Below are 19,201 nucleotides of genomic sequence, written 5' to 3' on the forward strand. Positions count from 1 at the left end.
CTGAGGCGCTATTAGCCTTCGTGCCGTAGCTCGATACTGTTCACCGCCTTGCTGTTTCAGTTGGACGATGACGTCTCGGCAGCGAAGGCACGCGCCTCCAATTCAGCCCGCAAATCCGATCCGAGGATAGGCGAGCTGTTCCGTCACGTGCGCCAGGCAGTGAACATCCTGGAGGACCTCATAACCCACCAGGCCCCTACAGAAGTACCGCCGCCGAGGACTGAGGCGAAGCGGCCTCAAATGGAGCTTCCCGCACCAGCAATTCCGGACAAGCTTGCGTATTCCATCAGGAAGGTCATCAAACTGGCCCACGTGAGTCGGTCTATGTTGTACAGGGAGATCAGCGAGGCCCGGCTCCGCGCCGTGAAACGAGGCAATCGGACCCTTATCTTGGCGGCTGATCTGCTGGACTGGATCGCCAGGTGGCCGAAGTCTCGATAGGAGAATTCGGCTCCGTCGGTTGCGTTCGATGGCGCGGCACACCAACCTGCAGTAGACTTCCGCGCGGAGGAGCGCGTGCCGGGGTTCAATCACTACGCCGACCGCACCTGCGGATTGTGCGTGAACTACGGTCGCATGTCGCGCTCCGATCGGCGCGGTTGGTCTGCGACATGCACCGCCTCGAAGCAATAAATGTCCTGAAGCGCAAGTCGCGCCAGGTCGATCGCTGGGCTGCTGCGTCAATCCGAATGCGAGCTTCTCTGTCTGCCATGCCGCCAGACGGCGGCTGATGCGCTGGGGACGACAATCGCCAGCGCCGCAATCGACGACAGCTTATCGCGCCTCACGCTCGGACCGAAAACCGGTCGAATGCCGTCAGGACCTGCAAGCGCGGCTCCACTTCACCAAGGTAAATCTCGGCCTTGAGAAACGCGATTTCGTCGTCCAGCTTGCTTTCGTCGACGTCGAGGTACCATGATCTCGGTCTGCCATCGCTGCCGTCGCTCCAACGATAGCCGCGCCGCTTGAGCGCCTCTTTGAGCTCGAACGGCGATTGCTCGGCCCACACTCGCATCGTCTTTTTGCGGGCCTGCCCGAGCAAGACGCCAAGCGCCGGCGCGCCGGCGGCCGGCAGTTCGAAGGCGAGGTCCAGGCCGGTCGTCTCCACGTCCAGTAGGATGCCTGTCTTGCTGCTTCCACCGGTGATCGGGGCGGATGTCTCGCGGTGAACCAAGCGCCGAAGGACGCGGTAGTCGGCGGATTTGACCAACCTTTCGGCCATCGCGGCCAAAGTTAAATCAGCTTCGAGCATTCGATTCTTACCGCCCCACGCACACCCGCGCAGCGGGCTTGGCGACCGCCTTGAATCCATTCCGGATCAAAGCTCGAAATCCAGTTGTGGCTCCGTACCATTTCCGACCTGCAAAGAAGACAGTGCCCCCCAAAAGCCGAACCGGCGTCGGAAAAGGCATGTTATCCTGCAGCAGGCCGATGGCCAATTCGGCGAGGCTCGGCAAACTTCACTTTGAGCGTCACCGTTCGCCCACGCGTGCCGGCCGATTCGCAATGTCGCCAGACCTTGTCGATCAGCGGTTCAAGCTCGGTGATCATGGCCTCGGCTTCGGTAAGATCAATCGAGAATGTATTCTCCGCGCCGACGGATTGCCGGGTGCGGTTGGCTCGAACAGGCCGTTCGTCGACGCCGCGCGAAATCCAATAGTAGTAAGCGCCCGACTTACCGAAGTTCGCGTTCATGAACTGCAGCGCCTGGTTGCGTATGCCGAGACCGGTGAATACGCCCAAAGCGTTCATCTTAGCGCTCGTTGCGGGGCCTATCCCGTGGAATTTGCCTACAGGAAGCGTCTCAACAAAGGCCGGCCCCATCTCAGGCGAGATGACGAACTGACCATTGGGCTTGCGGTGATCGGAAGCGAGCTTCGCCAGAATTTTGTTGTAGGAGATGCCTGCCGAGGCATCGAGGCCGGTCTCCGCCTTGATCTTCTCGCGGATGCGCAAGGCGATGTCCCTGGCGAGCGGGATGCCTTGGCGATTTTCGGTGACGTCCAGATAGGCCTCGTCAAGAGACAGAGGTTCGATGATCGTCGTGTGCTCGGCGAAGATCTCGCGTATTTGTCGGCTGATCGCCCTGTAGACCTCGAAGCGCGGCTTGACGAAGATCAGGTCGGGACACTGTCGCTTCGCCGTCACGGACGGCATTGCAGAACGGACCCCAAATTTGCGGGCTTCGTAGCTCGCGGCTGCCACGACACCGCGCTCTGCCGAGCCGCCCACCGCGACCGGCTTTCCGCGCAGGTCCGGATTATCGCGCTGTTCCACGGACGCATAGAACGCATCCATGTCGATATGGATGATCTTGCGGTGAGGCGCGTTCGAGTCGCCTTGCTCTGAATCGGACCGGACCATCGCTAGATTATAGACGTTCGCGGTCGAGTCGTGCAGCGTCAGACGAATCCTTGGGCGGACACTCGGGGCAGGTATCACCGACCGAAACCAAGAGCTCTGTGATTGCATCTGTGGCTTTGTCGGGACCAACGCCTGCCGGCGGATCCCGACGAGCGATATCATAAGCGCGATCGCGGGCGTGCGGATCGGCGCGATCCTGCATCCAGCCGTGCTCCTCGCATTCGTGGATAGCGCCGGCTTCCTGCAGCACGGAGATCGCCCAGCCGTGCAGCGTCCGAATCGCCGGTCGTCTCTCCTTGATCATCAGCATCGAGATCTCTCCCGCCGGGACGAATCCTTGTGGCGCCCGGTTCGTTCCCGGCCGTTACCACAGGGCAGGGATTCGAAATCGCTGGAGCCGCCGCTTGTCCACGTGTTCCGCTGGCCTGTGTACAGCCGCGAACTCCAATTTGGCGGCAGCTTGCTGCGAATGGCCTCGCTCACGCGGCCAGTGCCGGGTCTTCCTTCTCACCGGTGGCGACGATCCGCAGCGCGCCGTCCGGGAGGGACCGCTGCAGCGACTTCGCCTCGTCCCAAGGGACGCGGAGCCAGACCTCGTACTCCTCGGCCCTCGTCAGGATCACGGGCATCGCCTTGGGATGGACGCGCTTGACCTCCGCGTTCGGCTCGCAGGTGAGGAATCCGAAGAGATCGGTGGTGATCTCGCCTTCCTTCGCCTTGCGCACACTGGTCCAATTGGTCCAGAGCCCGGCGAATGCGATCAGGGGCCGCGTCTCGTCCAGCGCGAACCAGACCGGCACTTTCTTTCCGTCGATCGTGTCGTACTCGGAAAACGACGTGAACGGCACCAGGCAGCGATGCTCCGGTCCGAGCCATCGCTTCCAGTGGGCGCTACTGACATTCCTGATGTTCGTCGTGCCGCCGTCCGGCTCCATCCGGAGCAATTCCTTGAAATCGACCGTCTTGCCCTTGGCCTGCAGCTTCTCCGCGCGCTTTTTGGTCGCGTCCATCAGCGCCCGCTGAGAGCTCGGCATGCCCCAGCGTGCCATGACGATCTCGCGTCCCTCGGCGCCGTGGCGCACGATCGGTGCGGGGTAGTCGGGAAAAATGCCTGGCATCGATGGCAGGTTGCCGACATTGCTGTTCAGCGCGCCGAATAGGCGACGGATCGCATCGACGTTTTTTGTCATCGAGTAGAGATTGCACACGATCAAGTCTCCGGAGCGGCCAGGCGGGGGCGCGACATCAGTTGCAGCAGCGTGGCAGACGGCCGACGGCCGGCCTTAGCACATTTGCTGCAGCGGAGCCGGCTGGCCAAATCGTGGATAAATGTGGTCGGCGGATGACGCAGCGCCGTCAGATCGACGTCCCGTTTCGTCTTGCAACGCGAGCATTCGATCTGGAGCGAGGCGAAGCCCCCGTTGATGGCCTGGTCGACCGTCGGCGATGGGTCGATGGGCCCGCCATCCGCCCACATGTGCTCGTTCCAGGATTCGCAGAGCAACTTGTCCGCCTGCCGGATGAGAGCTTCGCCTTTGCCCGGGCTTCGGCGGCCTGTCCTGCGAGGATCGTCGTCATCGCGCGTGCTCGGCCGAGCTCCTTGGTGAGCGCCTTGCGGTCTCCTCCGGAGAGGGCGTCGGATGATGCTTCGGTGCCATGGCAGCATCCATATCCCGCGGCGCCGGCGACTACTCGAAGGTAGGCCAACAGCCGTCTTCCTCATGGCGCCCGGTCCGCTGGGTGCAGGTATTGTCCAACAGCCGCTGTCCGACATCCTTTCCGGAGCTGATAGATGCCAGTTTTGGGATGCTTCCGGCAGAACTACCCCCTTTGCGTCATGAAGAACTGCCCACACCATCGCGATTATGATCTCGGTTGAAGGTTGTTTCCGCCGGTGGCGGGCCGAAGGGAGGCGGAGCCGACCGGAGGGCCGTCACCGGCGGTCGGCGTCTTGATGAGGCCGCTCTTGCGCTTGGCGCGGAGCCGATAGCTGTCGCCTCGGATCGTCAGCACGTGGCTGTGGTGCAGGAGCCGGTCGAGGATCGCGGTGGCGACCACGGGATCGGCGAACACTGTGCCCCATTCGGCAACGCTGCGGTTCGACGTGAGCAGGATGGCGCCGGTTTCGTAGCGCCGGCTGACCAGTTGGAAGAACAGATGCGCCGCGTCAGGTTCAAGCGGCAAGTAGTCGAGTTCGTCGACGATGAGCAGCTTTGGCTTCGACAGCGCGAGCAGTTTCTCGTCCAGGCGTCGCTCGCCGTGCGCATTGGCAAGGCCTGCGACCAGCGTCCTCGCAGTGGTGAACTGCACGGTGTATCCGGCCAGGATCGCCTCTCGCCCGAGAGCGATCGACAAGTGCGTCTTACCTACGCCTGGCGGGCCGAGCAGCAGCACGTTCTCTCCGTTGGCTATCCAACGTGATGCGGCCAGGTCGCGGATTTGCTTTGGGTCGATCGACGGCTGCGCTTCGAAGTCGAAGCCGCAAGCTCCTTCACGGCCGGGAAGTGCGCGAGCTTCAGCGCATCTCGATGCAGCGATGATCCTTGCGCGCGATCTCGCGCTCGCACAGCAGGATCAGCGTCTCATGCGCCGACAGGTTCGCGCGCGCCGCCTCGTCGAGCAGGCTGTCGAGCTGGTCGCGAATGCCGGAGAGCTGCAATCGCGCCAGCATGGCGTCTAGCGGATCGGTTGTTGCTTCAATTACCTTCTTTGCCCTGCCATCAGAAGCTTCCTCCGATCACGGCTTCGTATTCGGCAAGAGGACGCAACAACGAGGGCGGTGGAGACGATCCCGGTACCGTTGCCGCAGCAATCTCCGGCCGGCGGACCGCGCCGTTGCGACCAGCAACACCATCGAGATGGGCAAAGTCGATGATCCGCAGCCGGCGACCCTCCGATAGCTTGTGCACTGTTATCTGGTGCAATCCATGGCGGATCCGCACTTCGCCGGCCGCGATCGTTACCGCCACGCGCTCGCCAATCAGGCGCCACGGTACCGAGTAGCTGTTCGTGTCGATCTCGACGGCGCAATCATTGCCGACGACGCGGGTCAGTTCACGCAAGGATCCGAACGAAGGCTGCCCGCCGAGCGGCTTCAACCGATGTATCTCGTCGCGCGCGAAGCGGATGATCGGCGCCTCTCCGGTCGTGCCGTGGATACGAACGTTTGCAACCTCACGCTCCCACCTGTCGAGGTGCGCCTCGAATGCTTCCCAGCTTGGGAAGGAATGACCGGCGATTGCGTTCTTCTTCACGTAGCCGACGCCGTTCTCGGTCTTGCCTTTCGTGCGCGCCCGATATCAGGCACGACTATCGTTACGCTGTCCGTCCATCGGACTGCTGCAATCACCTCAATATCTCGACTGCAAAGTGGGCATGATGAAGCTCCAAAAAAACCGCTGCCGGATTTCTCCGGCAGCGGCTCAAGTCTTGGGAGAAAGCAGACGAACCGGTCTGCCAGCGGAGCCAAGAGATCAGAACGGAATTCTGGCCGTCGGTCGCTATTATTCAAATGATGTGGGATTGGTCACGGCGCACGACCTCAGCATCCGGGTAATTTTGGGTAAACCGACCGTTAGGCGCAGCTGTCTTCCAGGTCTGACGCGACAGTTACCTTCCCACGGCTCTAGAAACGCGATGTTTGCGGAGTCGCACGGGCACGATTCACTTAACAGGTGGCCGCTGGCACGCTGGCACTACCGGCCCGCGCGGCTGTGAAAGAGCAACCGATACTTCGTCAGCACAATACGCGGGCGAGCTCATTTCCTAATCCAAAGGTTTCTCGCGGCAAATGCGTGCTTCCACAGGAACGGGCGATGTTTCGGAGAGAGATACCAACGGGTCCGACAGCTCAATTCGATTTCCGAAGCCACTCCCGGACTCGCATGCGCGCGCCGCTGCAACATGTGCGCGAGCTCCCTCTCACAGATCGGAATTTTCTGAGACATCGGGCCGGCAACAAGTTGGATAGGCATTCGACTGATGCATCTCGAAACGGAGCTCTCGGCGCGCCATTTCGCTTCTAACCGCCATCAGCAAGCCTAACGGGCGATGTCGACCGACCGCACCTTTTCCCAACAGCTCAAGTGATCCGGCCGACGATCCTGCTCTCGCCACAACACGCGTTTAGATGGCGCGGAGGGAAATTGTCGGTCCATATCGCCACGACAGTGCTCCGCTATTTAATAAACGCTAGCCTCGATCGATCGAGAGTTATTGTAACAGATAGAACTACGATGAGGCCCGTGACCATGATTTGAAAGTATGTATGCACGCCTGCGATATTGAGACCATTTTGCAGCACGGCGATCACCAGAACGCCGGTCAATGTTCGATGGACTCCGCCTGAACCTCCAGATAGCGCGGTTCCGCCCATCACGACCGCGGCGATCGCCTGGAGCAGCAGATCGTCTCCCATGCGCGAAGTTCCCGTTGATGTCCGCGCGACAAGTAGCAAGCCCGCAACTCCGCAAAGCATTCCGGAGACAACAAAAGCGACGGCTTTGGTGCGAAGAACGTCAATCCCCGAAAGTCGAGCAGTGAGGCCACCACCACCGATCGCAAAAAGGGCTCTTCCGAAGTGGCTTCTCGCACCGACAAAGGAAGCGGCCACAAAAATGAGAAGTGCCAAAACTCCCGAATTCGGAATTCGACCGATCACAGAACCGGAAGCAATCCACGTGAGGTTCGGGCTCTGAAAGAACACGTTGCCACCGCCGCTGATCCACGTGGAAACGCCGCCAAGAATAGTCATCGTGCCTAGTGTGGCAACGAAAGAAGGCAGCCGTAGTCGAAGGACGAGCGCAGCATTTGCGAGGCCACACAGCGCTCCAATGCCTGCGGCAGCGACGGCTATTCCGACCGCACCTACATCAAAGTCACGGATCAGAACCGCAGACGAAATTGCCACAAGTGTCACGATGGCTCCAACGGAAAGGTCAAGCGCTCCCATGAGAATCACAAATGTGATGCCCGTCGAGACGATCAGCAGGATCGAGGACTGTCGCATCAGATTGAAAAGATTAATCCAACTTAAAAAGCGCGGATTGATCAGCGCGAACACCGCGACCATTGCCATCAGCAGCAACAATGGCCCTATCGCATTTATGATGGGACGGTGACGGTTATAAAACTGGGCGACCTGCACTTTTACTTCTACACTTGATCTCGACCCAGTCGTCTGCGGCTCATACCATGTGTTGGACAAGTTCCTGCTCCGTTGGCTTGTTATCGGCAGGCGCGTTGCACACGAACTGAATTTCTCCATCTCGCATCACGAGGATGCGGTTTGACATTCCAATAAGCTCAGGCAGATCGTCTGTGACCAGAAGAATAGCTACGCCCTCCTCAGCCAAGTCCCTCAGGACGCCGTAGATCTCTTGTTTAGCGCCGACATCGACGCCGCGCGTGGGATTGTCGAGGACCAGCACCTGAACCTTTCTGGCCAGCCATTTAGCTATCACCACCTTTTGTTGATTACCCCCGGAAAGGAATTGGCAAAGCTGTGTTGGCCCTTTGCATCTCACACGCAAGCGATTGATGTACTTTTCGGCGAGAATCCGTTCTCGGGAGCCCGAAATGAAACCAGACAGGCGCGAGACGAGCGGAAGCGAGGCCAAAGACATATTTGCTTGAACCGACATGTAAGGCACGATGCCTTCGGTCTTGCGTTCTTTGGGGACGAAACCCATCCCGCGCACGATCGCCGCTTTTCCACGTCCACGAAGCGGCAACGCTCCGCCGCCCACTTCGATGGTGCCGTTTGACGGAAAGGGTTCAAATCCGACGATGGCTTTGGCTACAGCCTCCTTGCCGCATCCGACGAGGCCACCAATTCCAAGGATCTCACCTTTGCGAACCTCAAAACTGACATTCTGGACGTTGTGGCCGCTTAGACCCTTGACTGAGATCGCGATGGGCGCTCCCACGAGTTTCAGCTGGCGCTTCTCCATGAAGTATTCGTCGTCTCGCGTTCGGCCAACCATCGCCCGATGAAGGTTTTGTTCGGAGATATGTTCTCCTGCGAACTCGCCAACATTTCGCCCGTCCTTGAACACGTAGATGCGGTCGCAAAGCTCTACGTATTCCGCAAGACGGTGGGTAATGAGGACGAATGACGCGCGACGACGGTACCGCCGAATCGAATCAAAGAGAATTCTGATCTCTCGCTCGCCGATTGCCGCTGTCGGCTCGTCGAGCAAGATGATGGGATGATCAATATGGAAATACTCGGCCAACACGAACGCCTTGGCAATCTCGATCATCTGCCGATCGTGGAAAGCGTAGTCGCCTGTGCGACGGCACGGATCGATGAAGTCAAGACCGAGGTCTTTGAAGTGTCTTTCGCTCACGGCCATCATCGCTCTTCTGTCGACGATGCCTATCGGATTGGCAAAGTTGGCCTCTAAAGAGAGAAATATATTTTCGTAGACAGTTAGGCTTGGAATAAGGGCCTGCTCCTGAAAGACCATCGAAATCCCGGCCTCAACGGCCTTAGTATAGCTTGTCGGCCTGAAGCTCTTGCCGCAGAGTCTCATACTTCCCGCGTCCGGCGTATGGATGCCGGCAATCATTTTGAGGGTCGTTGATTTGCCTGCCCCGTTTTCGCCGGCAATGCCAACTATTTCGTTCGGGAATACATCGAGATCGATTCCTTCGACCACGGAAATGCCATTGAAGCGCTTCGACCCGTTGCGCATCGTGTAGATGGGCGTCGGCACGCCACTCATTTCACGTCCTCCGCACTCGCACGATTGGTGTTCAGAAGAACGGCGAGCAGAATGACGGTCCCTTGAATGATTGTTTGCAGATAGGGCGGCATGGCGAGAATGTTCATGCCGTCTGAAAGGATCGTTATGAAAAGAACCCCGATTATCGTCAGGCGCACGTTGCCAAACCCACCCGTAATCGCAGTTCCGCCAACGACCACTGCGGTGATCGTGTCGAGAGTCATGTAACTGCCCATTGTGACTGTGGCGGATCCCAGACGAGCGGCCAACAGGACTCCGGCAATTCCTGCAAGAAGGCCGGACAATGCAAACGCCTGGATTTTGATCGTATTGACCTTAACTCCGATGAGCGCGGCTACTTGCTCGTCGCTTCCGATCGCGAGCGTCATTCGTCCGAAACGCGTGCGATCACCTACGAGAATCGCAACACCGTAGATCACGGCCGAGACCAGTACCGCATTGGGGACCACATTGGCCAATGCGCCCTGGGCCATGTCGATGACAGCCGCGTTCGATACTGATAAGGACCGGCCATCTGAAATGAAGAGTACCGCTCCTGAAATGGTCGTTGCTGCTCCAAGCGTCACCAGAATCGAGGGAATTCTGAGGTAGACATAGACCAGTCCATTGATCGCACCAAACACCAGGCCGACCAAACACGCGATAGGAACTGACCATAAACCTAGGTCTGGTGCTAGCCGGGCGACCAGCATGCCGCAAAAGCTAGCAACCGCTCCGATCGATAGGTCAATAGAGCCCATCAGGATCACGAAGGTCGCCCCGATGGATGCGATCAAGAGGACCGAACTCGATAGTTCGATTGCCCTGATATTTGCGATGGTAAAGAACGATGGAGCCGCGACGCCAAAAGATATAACCGCGATTGTAAAGACGAAGATAGTTATGGCACGCCGCCATCGCTCGCTATCTCTGCGCCCAACCAACGACACTTCTAGCATTTTTGCGATCCGTCAACGTGAGGTAAACACGATGCCCCTCTCCAGAGAGAGAGCGAGAGGGGCATCCGAAGCGATCACTCGGGAATTCGCTGTTTATAGTGATCGTTATACTCCGCCTTGAGCTGATCCACGCAACCGGAGTCAACGGCATCTTGATAAGCCTTCGGAAAGTTGTATCCGGCCGGCGTGCGAGCTCCCCAGTACGTCTTCACGTCGATCGGCCACACATAGTTTTGAGCATCCCAATCGCTGGGATGAAGAACCCGCGACATTTTCCTCCAATCAAACGGAAGCTTATCGCCGGCGAGAAACGCTTGATACTTGTCCACATTCTGAGCAGTTATCAGCGTGGCTCCCGTGTACATCATGCGTTCGCATGGGCTCGGCTTAAATCCCTTAGCGACATCGTATGCCCGCACAAGCGCAAAACCGGCTTGCCACTGTGGGGTAAAGCCCATTGTCGCAAGAATGCGGCCTTCCTTCACCAGCTTGAGGGTTTCTCGATTGCCGTCGAGGCCGACGATCGGAATGTGCATACCAGCGTCTTCGACGGCTTGCATCGCGCCCAGTGCAATCGAGTCGTTTTGCCCGAAGACAGCATCAATCTTGGGGTGCGCCACCAACAGGTCTTCCATGACCTTGCGAGAGTCAACCTGATTCCATTTTCCTGGTTGGCGCGCGACGAGCTTGATGTTGGGGTATTCGGCTAGAGCTTTATCGAAACCCGCGGTTCTGGAGATGTCTGCATCTACCCCGGGAAAACCAGTAATGTGCGCGACGTTGCCTTTTCCGCCGATCTTGTCAAAAAGCAATTTGGCAATTCTGTAGCTGTTTTCGACATCGTCCGGCGAGAAGAACGTTGCAAAAGCATAATTTTCGGCCCCTGCATCCAAAGGATGGAAGCCAGGCAATGACTCCCAAACAGCAACATGCACCGCACCGACCTTCTTCGCCATCTCAACGATGGGCTTTATGTTCGCCGCAACGAGATTCTCGCCGAACGTGATCCTGACACCTGCACCGAATTGGGCCTCATAGATTTCGATTTGCTTTGCGGCATCACCTTTGCCTGAAAGGATGCGATAGTTTAGACTGAGCGATTTTGCGGCCTGTTCGGCACCCTGCGACCAGTTGTTGAAGTATTCGTTTTCTAATGTGGAAACTTCAGACAGGACATCCTCAGCGCTCGCACCACCCGCAACGCCCAGGAATGCGGCGGTAGCTAAAAGGTAACTCGACAGTCTACGCATTGATTGACCCTCCTCGTACTTGGTTGTAGATGATTTGCCTTTCTTTCACGTCGGTCGGCAGGCCAGTACGTATTCGCGATGGAAGAAATCGGAACACGCAACGGGTTTGCCTATCGTCAGAACGGTCATCCCGGCGAAGCGGAGAGTTCACAACGTACCGCGGACGCAGCGGTGGTCCGTTGTGGCCGGCATCATTGCTCTGGTCACATCTTCTTCCAGTCTCCGATCCGCTCGAAGGCGTGCGCCGCCCTGTAGATGGTTGCTTCGTCGAAGTGGCGACCAACGAGCATCAGGCCCACCGGAAGGCCATCCACCATTCCGCACGGCAGCGACATAGCCGGATGGTGCGTGATATTGAATGGAGCAGTGTTGGTGAACATCTCCGTCGCGCGGGTGATATAATCCTCTCGGCTGACGTCACGTGGAGGGAGTTGCGTCGCCTTCATCGGCGTGGTTGGTAGAAGAAGGAGATCGTAATCCTTGAGGGCCTTGTCGTAAGCTGCGCTTAGGCGGCGAGAGACGTTGACGGCCTTGCCGTAGAATCGCGGCCCGTACGTGTTGTTTACGTAAGTGCCCAGCAACAGGAACAACTTGGCCTGCTCGGACAGGGAGTTCGCCTTCTGGCGCCAGCCCCGATGGAAGTCCATGAGTGACAGTGAAAAGAGGTCTGATCGGCTGGTACCAAAGCCGTCACCAAACATCATGGTTTGTGTGGCGCCCTCGGTGCCGATCGGCGTCCAGATTGCGGCACCTTGGAGATGCATTGGTACAGAGACCGTTTCAACCGAGGCCCCGAGATCCTTGAAGCGCTTGGCCGCTTCACGAACTGCTCGATTGACACCAGCTTCCGCCCCGCGCTGTTCGAAGCCCTCCTTCAGAACGCCGATCTTTAATCCGCTGACGCTTTGGCCGAGTGCTTTCGTGTATTCTTCGACTTTCGGTGCTTTGATGCGTGGATCGTAACCGTCGTCTCCGGCGATTACCTCCAAGAGCAACGCATTGTCCGCGACCGTCGCGGTCATGGGGCCCGTGTGGTCGAGCGTCAGCTCATTGGGCATGATGCCGGTATAGGGGACAAGACCCCAGGTGGGCTTCATGCCGTAGATACCGCAAAACGACGATGGCATGCGTATTGAGCCGCCCTGGTCGCCGCCGATCGCCATATCGACTTCGCCAAGCGCCACGACAACGGCCGAGCCCGAAGACGAGCCGCCCGCAGAGTAGCCCATTTTATGAGGATTGTGCACCGGTCCGAGCGCACCGGTATGGCTACCACCGGATGTGCAAAAGCATTCGCAATGCACTTTACCTGCGATTTCGGCACCCGCATCAAGCATGCGAGAGACGATGGTTGCGTCGATATCTGGTACGAATCCTTCGAGCGTCGCCGAGCCGTTCATCATTGGCACTCCAGCCAACATGACGTTATCTTTTAGCGCAACGGTCTTACCCTTGAGTTTTCCGCTTGGCGCTCCTTCGACCCTCGCCTTGCGGTACCATGCGTTGTGCAGGTTTTCTTCCGCCCGCGGTTGATACCCCGGGGTGCGTGCATATTTCACCGGAGGCAACTCGTCCGGTAGGGCTTCGATGTATCTGTAGGCCTCGAGAGATTCGTTGATAAGTCCGCGGAAGGAAACGACGTCCTCGTCGGTCAGTGAAAGGCCGCATTGTGAGGCGACATCTCGCAACTGGGCGGGTGTGGGCGGGACAACTGACATTGGGCGCTCCTGTAATTTCAAGGGCAGACCCACTCTGCGATGGGCTCAATTCGGCAAGCCTAGTCGACTGCAGGTTGGTCGAACCTGACGTCAGTTGCTCACAGTGGGTAAATCTGGGTAATTTTGCCAAGAAAGTGGCGAAGCAGAGCAGAAGTTTTCGCACGCATGCCATCTAGGCGCTTGTTTGCGCATTAGGGGCCGATGGACCAAATGGAAATGCCACGTCGGATCGTAGATGCGGCGCCATAACTGGCTCGGCAGAAGCAGTTAGTGCCTTTGCCGCTGCCGACGTGAACGCATCAATCAAAAAGAAGAGCAATAGGCGGCCGGTAGGCTCTGTCCGCTGCGTGATGATCTTCAGATCACATAGCGAAAATGAAGAGCCGAAGAACTTGTATAGCCGCCTCTCGTCTTAAAGAGGAAGCGCCTACAACATAGGAAGTTCGTGAAAACCCCTGAGCGCAAGCGGCAACTTTACCGAGACTACCCCTCTAGCTGTATGGGTAGAATCCGGAAAGGGGCTTGAGCTCGTTACTCCAGTCCCAAACTCTGCGATACCGCGTAGCTTGGTTCGACTTTCAATCTGGGCTGGCAGATGAGTGATGATGCACGATCTTCCACGTGCCGTCATGACGGCGGAGTACGAAGGTGAACCGCGCCGGCGTCGATTTCTGATGGCCTTTCGATACCTGTGAAAAGACATAGCTTCCCACGACCAGGACAACGTTGTGCGCCAACGTGACAGAGTGCCATACTTCCATTTTCACGGTAGCGCCGCCACGAAAGTAAGTGCCTATTTCTTTGGCCCCGATGTAGAGCTTAGGACTCGATGTACCCTGCAGCATCGCATCATCTGTGTACAACGAAACCAGGCGATCGGGCGTATGCCTGTTGAAGGCTCGCTGCCAGAGGTCCAGGAACTCGCGGATGTCCTTCATCGAGCGGTCGTCGTTCACTATGAATCTCGATCTAAGAAGTTGATTGCCGGAACGCACGCTCCGGTAACGGCAAGACCGGCTCCTCGCGATAAAGCGCCTGACCTGAGCTTCCTCACTCATGCTGAGGAGAACGTACCGGTTTAGCGGGAGGAGTAAAGCCTGACCATATTGCGTGCGTTGTCGAGGAACAGTGCGGCACACGATGGCATCGAGCTACAGTGCGGCTTCAGGGCAAAAAGCACCTTGGGCATCGCAATGTATGACGAGCGCGCAAGGACACTCTCGGAACAGTGCACAAAGTCCCACGGCGATGCAACTGCGTGCCCCCGGTATGCGGGAGTTCATCGGTGAGCCAATTGGCCGGGCGAAGCCTGATTTCTAATTCAATCGTTGCATACGGTGACCAGATCTCATAGTCGATGTGACATTCTTTAGTCTGGGTACGATTGTCTCAGGCGAGATTGTCGGGAACGCGGCGAAAGGGAATTGCAGTCGGCTCGCGCCGTGTGGACTCCAGGCGCAGAGAGGCTCAGCTCGATCAAATCGACTGAAGGCGAGGTATCGCAGCACAGCGTAAGCGACCACCATCAAGCATGCGTCGATGAAGACGGGTCTGGCCCCGAGGTATTCGCGGCGTTCGAACTTACTCGGCGCGCAGCTCCGTGCGACGCATCAACGTATCCCCGAGCAGTTGCCGTTTCTTAGGACAACCTGCGTACCGTCCCGCTCCCCAGCGCCTATCGGAGATCCCACGCAAGCGCGGGTGTCCTCACTCGTCATCGCCCTCCTTACACGCTGCTTGGCGCCAAACGCGGAAGGCGATTGGCCGGAGAGGCCGCAAACAGCCGATCTCGAATCCACGGCTCTCCATCGCATTAAGTAAAGCGGCTTCGCGCGCTGACAAAAATTGCGATGCGTCAATCGAAGCAAGACGGAGCATCTGCAACGCCACTGTCGGTCTCAGGACATCCCGTTCTCTACGCGACACGCCCTGGATGGGAATAGCAAAGGAAAGCAGCACTGGCTGTTGGCACGCTCTTTGAAACTACGAAGGAATCCCGCCGTATGAAGAGCCATACGAGAATAGGAAATGATGCAAGAATGCACTGATCTGACGAAGCAAGCCAATGCCCTCGGAACTGACAAAGGGAACGGAGCGCTGACGCGCATGCTACACATTATCTTCTCTCCGCGAGCAATTCGGCCCCTTCACGATCGTCGAGGTCAATACAGCGCAGAACGGCGACCTCAATCCTGGAGCACTGCTCGGTCGCGAACGCGAAGCTCGTCCGGGTAGACCCCATAGGGTCCCCCGCATCGGCGCAAATCATGCAACACGCTTGGTACTGCATCTAGTAACCGGATCTCGCTGATGACGAATGGGTCATGGGCATGCGAAATGAGGCGAATGGTCTAGCGCGAGCGGCGCGAGGATGAGGCGGGCCACGACGATTGCTTACTCGCATGCTCTCGGAGTCCAAACTTGATCTTTAACTCATCGAATTGCTGGCATTAAAGTGGAGGCATTATGCGCATCTGCGGTATCAAGCTGACGCATGACGGAGCGATCGCGCTGATCGAGGACGGACGGCTCATCTTTTGCATCGAGCAGGAGAAGCGGAACAACAATCCGCGCTATCAAACGATCGACAATCTCGATGCAATCGTCATGGCTTTGGCGGAGCACGGTCTAGATGTGCAGGACATTGATCAGTTCGTCGTCGACGGCTGGGTGGGGCAAGTGGAGTCTCAGTACCAGGTCCTTAGCGGAACGGCACCTATCACGCTCAAAGGCGCGTCCTATGTTGAACGCCATGCCGAGGGCCTTCTCGCCTCACGCGACGGCTTTGGCCTTAGGCTCGATGGCAGGGATTTCCCGTATAAGAGCTATCCGCACGTCGCCAGCCACGTGGCCGCCGCATACTGCACCAGCCCGTTTGCCAAAGCTGGACAGCCTGCTTTCTGCCTCGTGTGGGATGGCGGCACCTTTCCACGACTCTATCATGTAGAACGCGGGGGGACCCGGTTTATCGAGTGTCTGTTCCCGGTGATCGGGCACGTCTATGCCGCTGCGGGCCTTCACTTTGGGCCGTATAAGCGAGCGAACCGCGCCAATTGGGACCTGGGTGACCCCGGCAAGCTGGATCCGGGAGGTGCCGGCAAGCTCAACCTGGGTGTCGCCGGCAAGCTGATGGCCTATATCGGCCTCGGCTCTGTCAATGAAAACATCGTCACGGTCTTTAAGGAGCTCTATGAGGAGCGCTTTGCCGCTGACACGAAGCGTGCGAGTTACCGTACCGACATCAAGAGCATGGAGTCTGAGCTTGCGACCGTTCACGACTTCTTCGATGCTAGCGCGCGGCGGTTGAAGGCCAAGGCGCCCGAAGATGTGCTCGCATCGTTTCATTGCTTCCTCGAGCGTCTGCTCGTGCGGGAAATGGCGAGTGCTTTGCAGCGCCACTCGGGTTTTGCTGCGCGCAATTTGTGCATAGCGGGCGGCTGCGGTCTCAATATCAAATGGAATAGTGCACTACGGGCGGCAGGCCTGTTCGATGCTGTCTGGGTGCCGCCGTTTCCAAATGACAGCGGCTCTGCAATCGGTGCAGCTTGTTGCGCAATGGGAGCGGACGGAGGTTTCGTGCCGTTGCAATGGTCGGTATACAGTGGTCCGGCGCTGCAACGTAGCGATGTGCCACCTGAATGGGATGGCGCGCCGTGTGGTATGCATGAACTCGCGACTATTCTCGCCAGCGACAAGCCTGTGATTTTTCTTGCCGGCCGCGCCGAGCTTGGACCTCGGGCATTAGGTAGCAGAAGCATTCTCGCAGCCGCAACATCGCCGGGAATGAAGGATTATCTCAATGACATCAAGCATCGCGAACACTTCCGGCCAGTGGCGCCGATCTGCCTGGAAGATCGCGCGCCGGATATTTTCAGTCCAGGAACGCCGGATCCTTATATGATTTTCGATCATCAGACTCGAGCTGAGTGGCGGGACAAAATCCCCGCTGTTGTACATCTCGACGGATCTGCGCGACTGCAGACGATCTGCAGGACCTCTCAACACAAAGTCGCCGAGCTTCTCGTCGAATACGAAGCGCTCACGGGAATTCCGCTGCTTTGCAATACGAGCGCAAATCACCATGGACGAGGGTTCTTCCCGCATCTCGCAGCCGCCTGCAAGTGGGGCCGCGTGGAGCGCGTATGGTGCGACGGGATGCTGTGGACGAAAGCTCCGCAAGCCAGCAATGGCGCTGACCGTGATTCAGCCGAGATCAGCGCAGCTCCACGGCAGCAATCGGCTTAGCGAACGTGAAATCGTATGGTGAGCCTTAGCGCAGCGCACTTGGCGCGCCCGGTCGTCATTACCAATGTTCACGCTTTTGGATGGGACCGCTTCGAGGCGGCTAGCGTGAGCAACGTGAACACCGGGACTGCTACTCCAAGATCCGCAGCTTTTTGATTTTGTTGTAGAGTGTTTTTCTTGAAAGCCCCAGAGAACTGGCTGTTTTTCCGCGATGAAGTCTGTTTCGTTTCAAGCCTTCTATGATCCATTCCCGCTCGGAGAATGCATTTTTCGGCTTAGCCGGTGCCGACGCGTTCAACAGCGGCCTCAGAACGCCCGCGCTGATATGCGCATCTGGGAGCGTCACCAGCTGGTTCACAATCTGGCGCAATTCCCTTAAATTGCCGGGCCAATCATGGCCAGCGAGCGCCAAAAATGCAGAATTTTCGATCGCCAGCGTTTGGGCATTCGAATCCCCCTTCGCCTCGACTGTGAAATGCTGAACCAGCTGAGGGAGGTCCTCCAGTCGGTCTGGCAAGGCAGGTAGTTTGATGTCGAGCCCCGAAAACAAGCCGAGCAGCCGGGGACATAGCACCGTTTGAAGGCCCGCCCCGCGAGCAACCGTGGCAGTTGCGACGATTCGAGCACTGGAGCGCACAATGGATGCGCCGTTCAAGGGCGCAAAACTACCAGTCTCGAGGTAATCTGCAAGCCGTTCCTGCCCATCACGCGAAAGCTGATCGAGATGCAGCAGCAACACGGTCGTATCGTTTGCACTTTCCAGCAGCGACAGTTGGCGTCTCCTGCTCTGATCGCGCTCGGCCCCGAAAAGCGCACCGACCGTATCGATGGGCAAGCCGGGTCGGCATTGAAACAGCGCTGCCTTCGCGTGCTTGCGGTCGCTGAAGGCATGGACCAGGCTGGCTATCCTTCGCTTGCCCGAGCCGGTCTCGCCCCAAACGAGCACAGGACTGGGATGGGAAGCCAGGCGCTTTGCAGTCTCAAGAACGCGTTTCATGATTGAGGACTGTGCGATGACGCCGTGCCTGAAGCCGCTCAATTGGAGTTGGCGCTCAAGGAGATCGACCTTCTCCCGCAACAAGTGAAGAGTCTTGAATCCCGAGGTGACCTCAAGGACAGACATCTCCAGCGGGACGCGATCGAGCGAGGAACCCCCGATGAAGCCCTTAACACCCGTTTCGCCGCAGATATCCAAGAGTTCGTCAGGCTTCGTTATCGGCCCGCCGCCAAGTAGGCAGATCACGTTTCGGTCGACGGATTGAGCCACACGCGCGACTGCGCTCGTGCGCGCGGCAAGCTCCGACAGGCTAATCGATGGGTCGGATGCGCTTTCAACGCCACGATTGAGATTGAAGTTGATGCAGATGGCCTGAGTACCAGCTTCAACCATACGCCTTGCTTCGGATTGGGTTCGAGTATAGGCGATCGTCATCAGGCCACGTTTTGCCGCCTTCACCAGCAGCTCTATTTCGCGGGAGTAACCTAGGCCGCATTTCTCAAGCAACGACCTCCTGTAGTCATCAATGTGGATGACGGAAGGGAAGTTAGTGACCCCCGAAAAACCCCAGCTGCTGATCCGATCGAGCCAACGATCGATATCGAGTTGCGGATCAAAGGTACAAACGCCGAAGAATACCGGCAATTTCGTGCTGGGCAGGATCTCGGTCCGACCGAAGCCGGCCACGAATTCATTGCTATTGCGGATTGGAAGGATTGAGGCAGGTGAAGAACCGCCCATCGCGCGAAATCGGCCGGCATTGAGCGCAAGCACGAAATCTGCCCCTGCTCGTTCGGCCGCTCTCGCAGCCATGCCCGATCCGATCCCCGCCCCTAGCACAAAGGAACGGGAGTTCCGGAAGAACTGCCTGATACCGCCCCCCTTCACCTCATCCGTCCGTGTCTATAGACCGCGTTCGCTCCTGGCGCGGCACTAACCA

The 19,201-nt window shown here is 58.0% G+C and carries 11 protein-coding genes and 5 pseudogenes; 2 read left to right on the plus strand and 14 right to left on the minus strand.

Going from position 1 to position 19,201, the window contains the following annotated elements; all coding sequences use genetic code 11:
• Nucleotides 1–240 precede the first annotated feature (240 nt).
• Nucleotides 241–441, plus strand: a complete 201-nt coding sequence (locus tag AAE027_RS23120; RefSeq protein WP_370988811.1) for a helix-turn-helix domain-containing protein — start codon at nucleotides 241–243, stop codon at nucleotides 439–441.
• A 343-nt stretch (nucleotides 442–784) separates the two neighbouring features.
• On the opposite strand, the pseudogene AAE027_RS23125 reads toward AAE027_RS23120, so the two are convergent.
• The 13 genes and pseudogenes from AAE027_RS23125 to AAE027_RS23185 all read right to left on the minus strand — a co-directional run.
• Nucleotides 785–1,087, minus strand: a pseudogene (locus tag AAE027_RS23125) (3'-5' exonuclease); the annotation flags it as partial.
• A 231-nt stretch (nucleotides 1,088–1,318) separates the two neighbouring features.
• Nucleotides 1,319–2,364, minus strand: a pseudogene (gene dinB, locus AAE027_RS23130) (DNA polymerase IV).
• 7 nt (nucleotides 2,365–2,371) lie between these two features.
• Nucleotides 2,372–2,674 carry a hypothetical protein gene (locus AAE027_RS23135; protein WP_370988775.1) on the minus strand — a complete coding sequence of 101 codons (303 nt, stop codon included), beginning with the start codon at nucleotides 2,672–2,674 and terminating at the stop codon, nucleotides 2,372–2,374.
• 169 nt (nucleotides 2,675–2,843) lie between these two features.
• Nucleotides 2,844–3,572, minus strand: coding sequence for an SOS response-associated peptidase (locus AAE027_RS23140; RefSeq protein WP_370988774.1), 729 nt, complete (start codon nucleotides 3,570–3,572; stop codon nucleotides 2,844–2,846).
• Between the two features lie 2 nt (nucleotides 3,573–3,574).
• Nucleotides 3,575–4,022: pseudogene (locus AAE027_RS23145) on the minus strand (hypothetical protein).
• A gap of 205 nt (nucleotides 4,023–4,227) precedes the next feature.
• A pseudogene (istB, locus tag AAE027_RS23150) lies at nucleotides 4,228–5,035 on the minus strand (IS21-like element helper ATPase IstB).
• Nucleotides 5,036–5,084: 49 nt separating this feature from the next.
• A pseudogene (locus AAE027_RS23155) lies at nucleotides 5,085–5,543 on the minus strand (Mu transposase domain-containing protein); the annotation flags it as partial.
• A gap of 998 nt (nucleotides 5,544–6,541) precedes the next feature.
• Nucleotides 6,542–7,570, minus strand: coding sequence for an ABC transporter permease (locus AAE027_RS23160; RefSeq protein WP_370988773.1), 1,029 nt, complete (start codon nucleotides 7,568–7,570; stop codon nucleotides 6,542–6,544).
• Nucleotides 7,551–9,092 carry a sugar ABC transporter ATP-binding protein gene (locus AAE027_RS23165; protein WP_370988772.1) on the minus strand — a complete coding sequence of 514 codons (1,542 nt, stop codon included), beginning with the start codon at nucleotides 9,090–9,092 and terminating at the stop codon, nucleotides 7,551–7,553. Before AAE027_RS23165 ends, AAE027_RS23160 begins: the two co-directional genes overlap by 20 nt.
• Nucleotides 9,089–10,051 carry an ABC transporter permease gene (locus AAE027_RS23170; RefSeq protein ID WP_370988771.1) on the minus strand — a complete coding sequence of 321 codons (963 nt, stop codon included), beginning with the start codon at nucleotides 10,049–10,051 and terminating at the stop codon, nucleotides 9,089–9,091. The genes AAE027_RS23165 and AAE027_RS23170 overlap by 4 nt, the downstream gene beginning before the upstream one ends.
• A 74-nt stretch (nucleotides 10,052–10,125) precedes the next feature.
• The gene (locus tag AAE027_RS23175; RefSeq protein ID WP_370988770.1) at nucleotides 10,126–11,301 is read right to left on the minus strand and encodes a sugar ABC transporter substrate-binding protein; all 1,176 of its coding nucleotides are present in this window, start codon (nucleotides 11,299–11,301) and stop codon (nucleotides 10,126–10,128) included.
• 203 nt (nucleotides 11,302–11,504) lie between these two features.
• Entirely contained in the window at nucleotides 11,505–13,019 is a 1,515-nt protein-coding gene (locus tag AAE027_RS23180) for an amidase (RefSeq protein ID WP_370988769.1), read from the minus strand.
• A gap of 578 nt (nucleotides 13,020–13,597) precedes the next feature.
• Nucleotides 13,598–13,975, minus strand: a complete 378-nt coding sequence (locus AAE027_RS23185; RefSeq protein ID WP_370988768.1) for an SgcJ/EcaC family oxidoreductase — start codon at nucleotides 13,973–13,975, stop codon at nucleotides 13,598–13,600.
• A gap of 1,510 nt (nucleotides 13,976–15,485) precedes the next feature.
• Here AAE027_RS23185 and nodU point away from each other — a divergent pair.
• Nucleotides 15,486–17,264, plus strand: a complete 1,779-nt coding sequence (gene nodU, locus AAE027_RS23190; RefSeq protein ID WP_370988767.1) for a nodulation protein NodU — start codon at nucleotides 15,486–15,488, stop codon at nucleotides 17,262–17,264.
• 130 nt (nucleotides 17,265–17,394) lie between these two features.
• Here nodU and AAE027_RS23195 read toward each other — a convergent pair whose 3' ends face one another.
• The gene (locus tag AAE027_RS23195; RefSeq protein WP_370988766.1) at nucleotides 17,395–19,149 is read right to left on the minus strand and encodes a phosphoenolpyruvate hydrolase family protein; all 1,755 of its coding nucleotides are present in this window, start codon (nucleotides 19,147–19,149) and stop codon (nucleotides 17,395–17,397) included.
• Nucleotides 19,150–19,201 lie beyond the last annotated feature (52 nt).

This window comes from Bradyrhizobium sp. DN3 (assembly GCF_041357655.1).
In the GTDB taxonomy this organism is placed as follows: Bacteria; Pseudomonadota; Alphaproteobacteria; order Rhizobiales; family Xanthobacteraceae; genus Bradyrhizobium.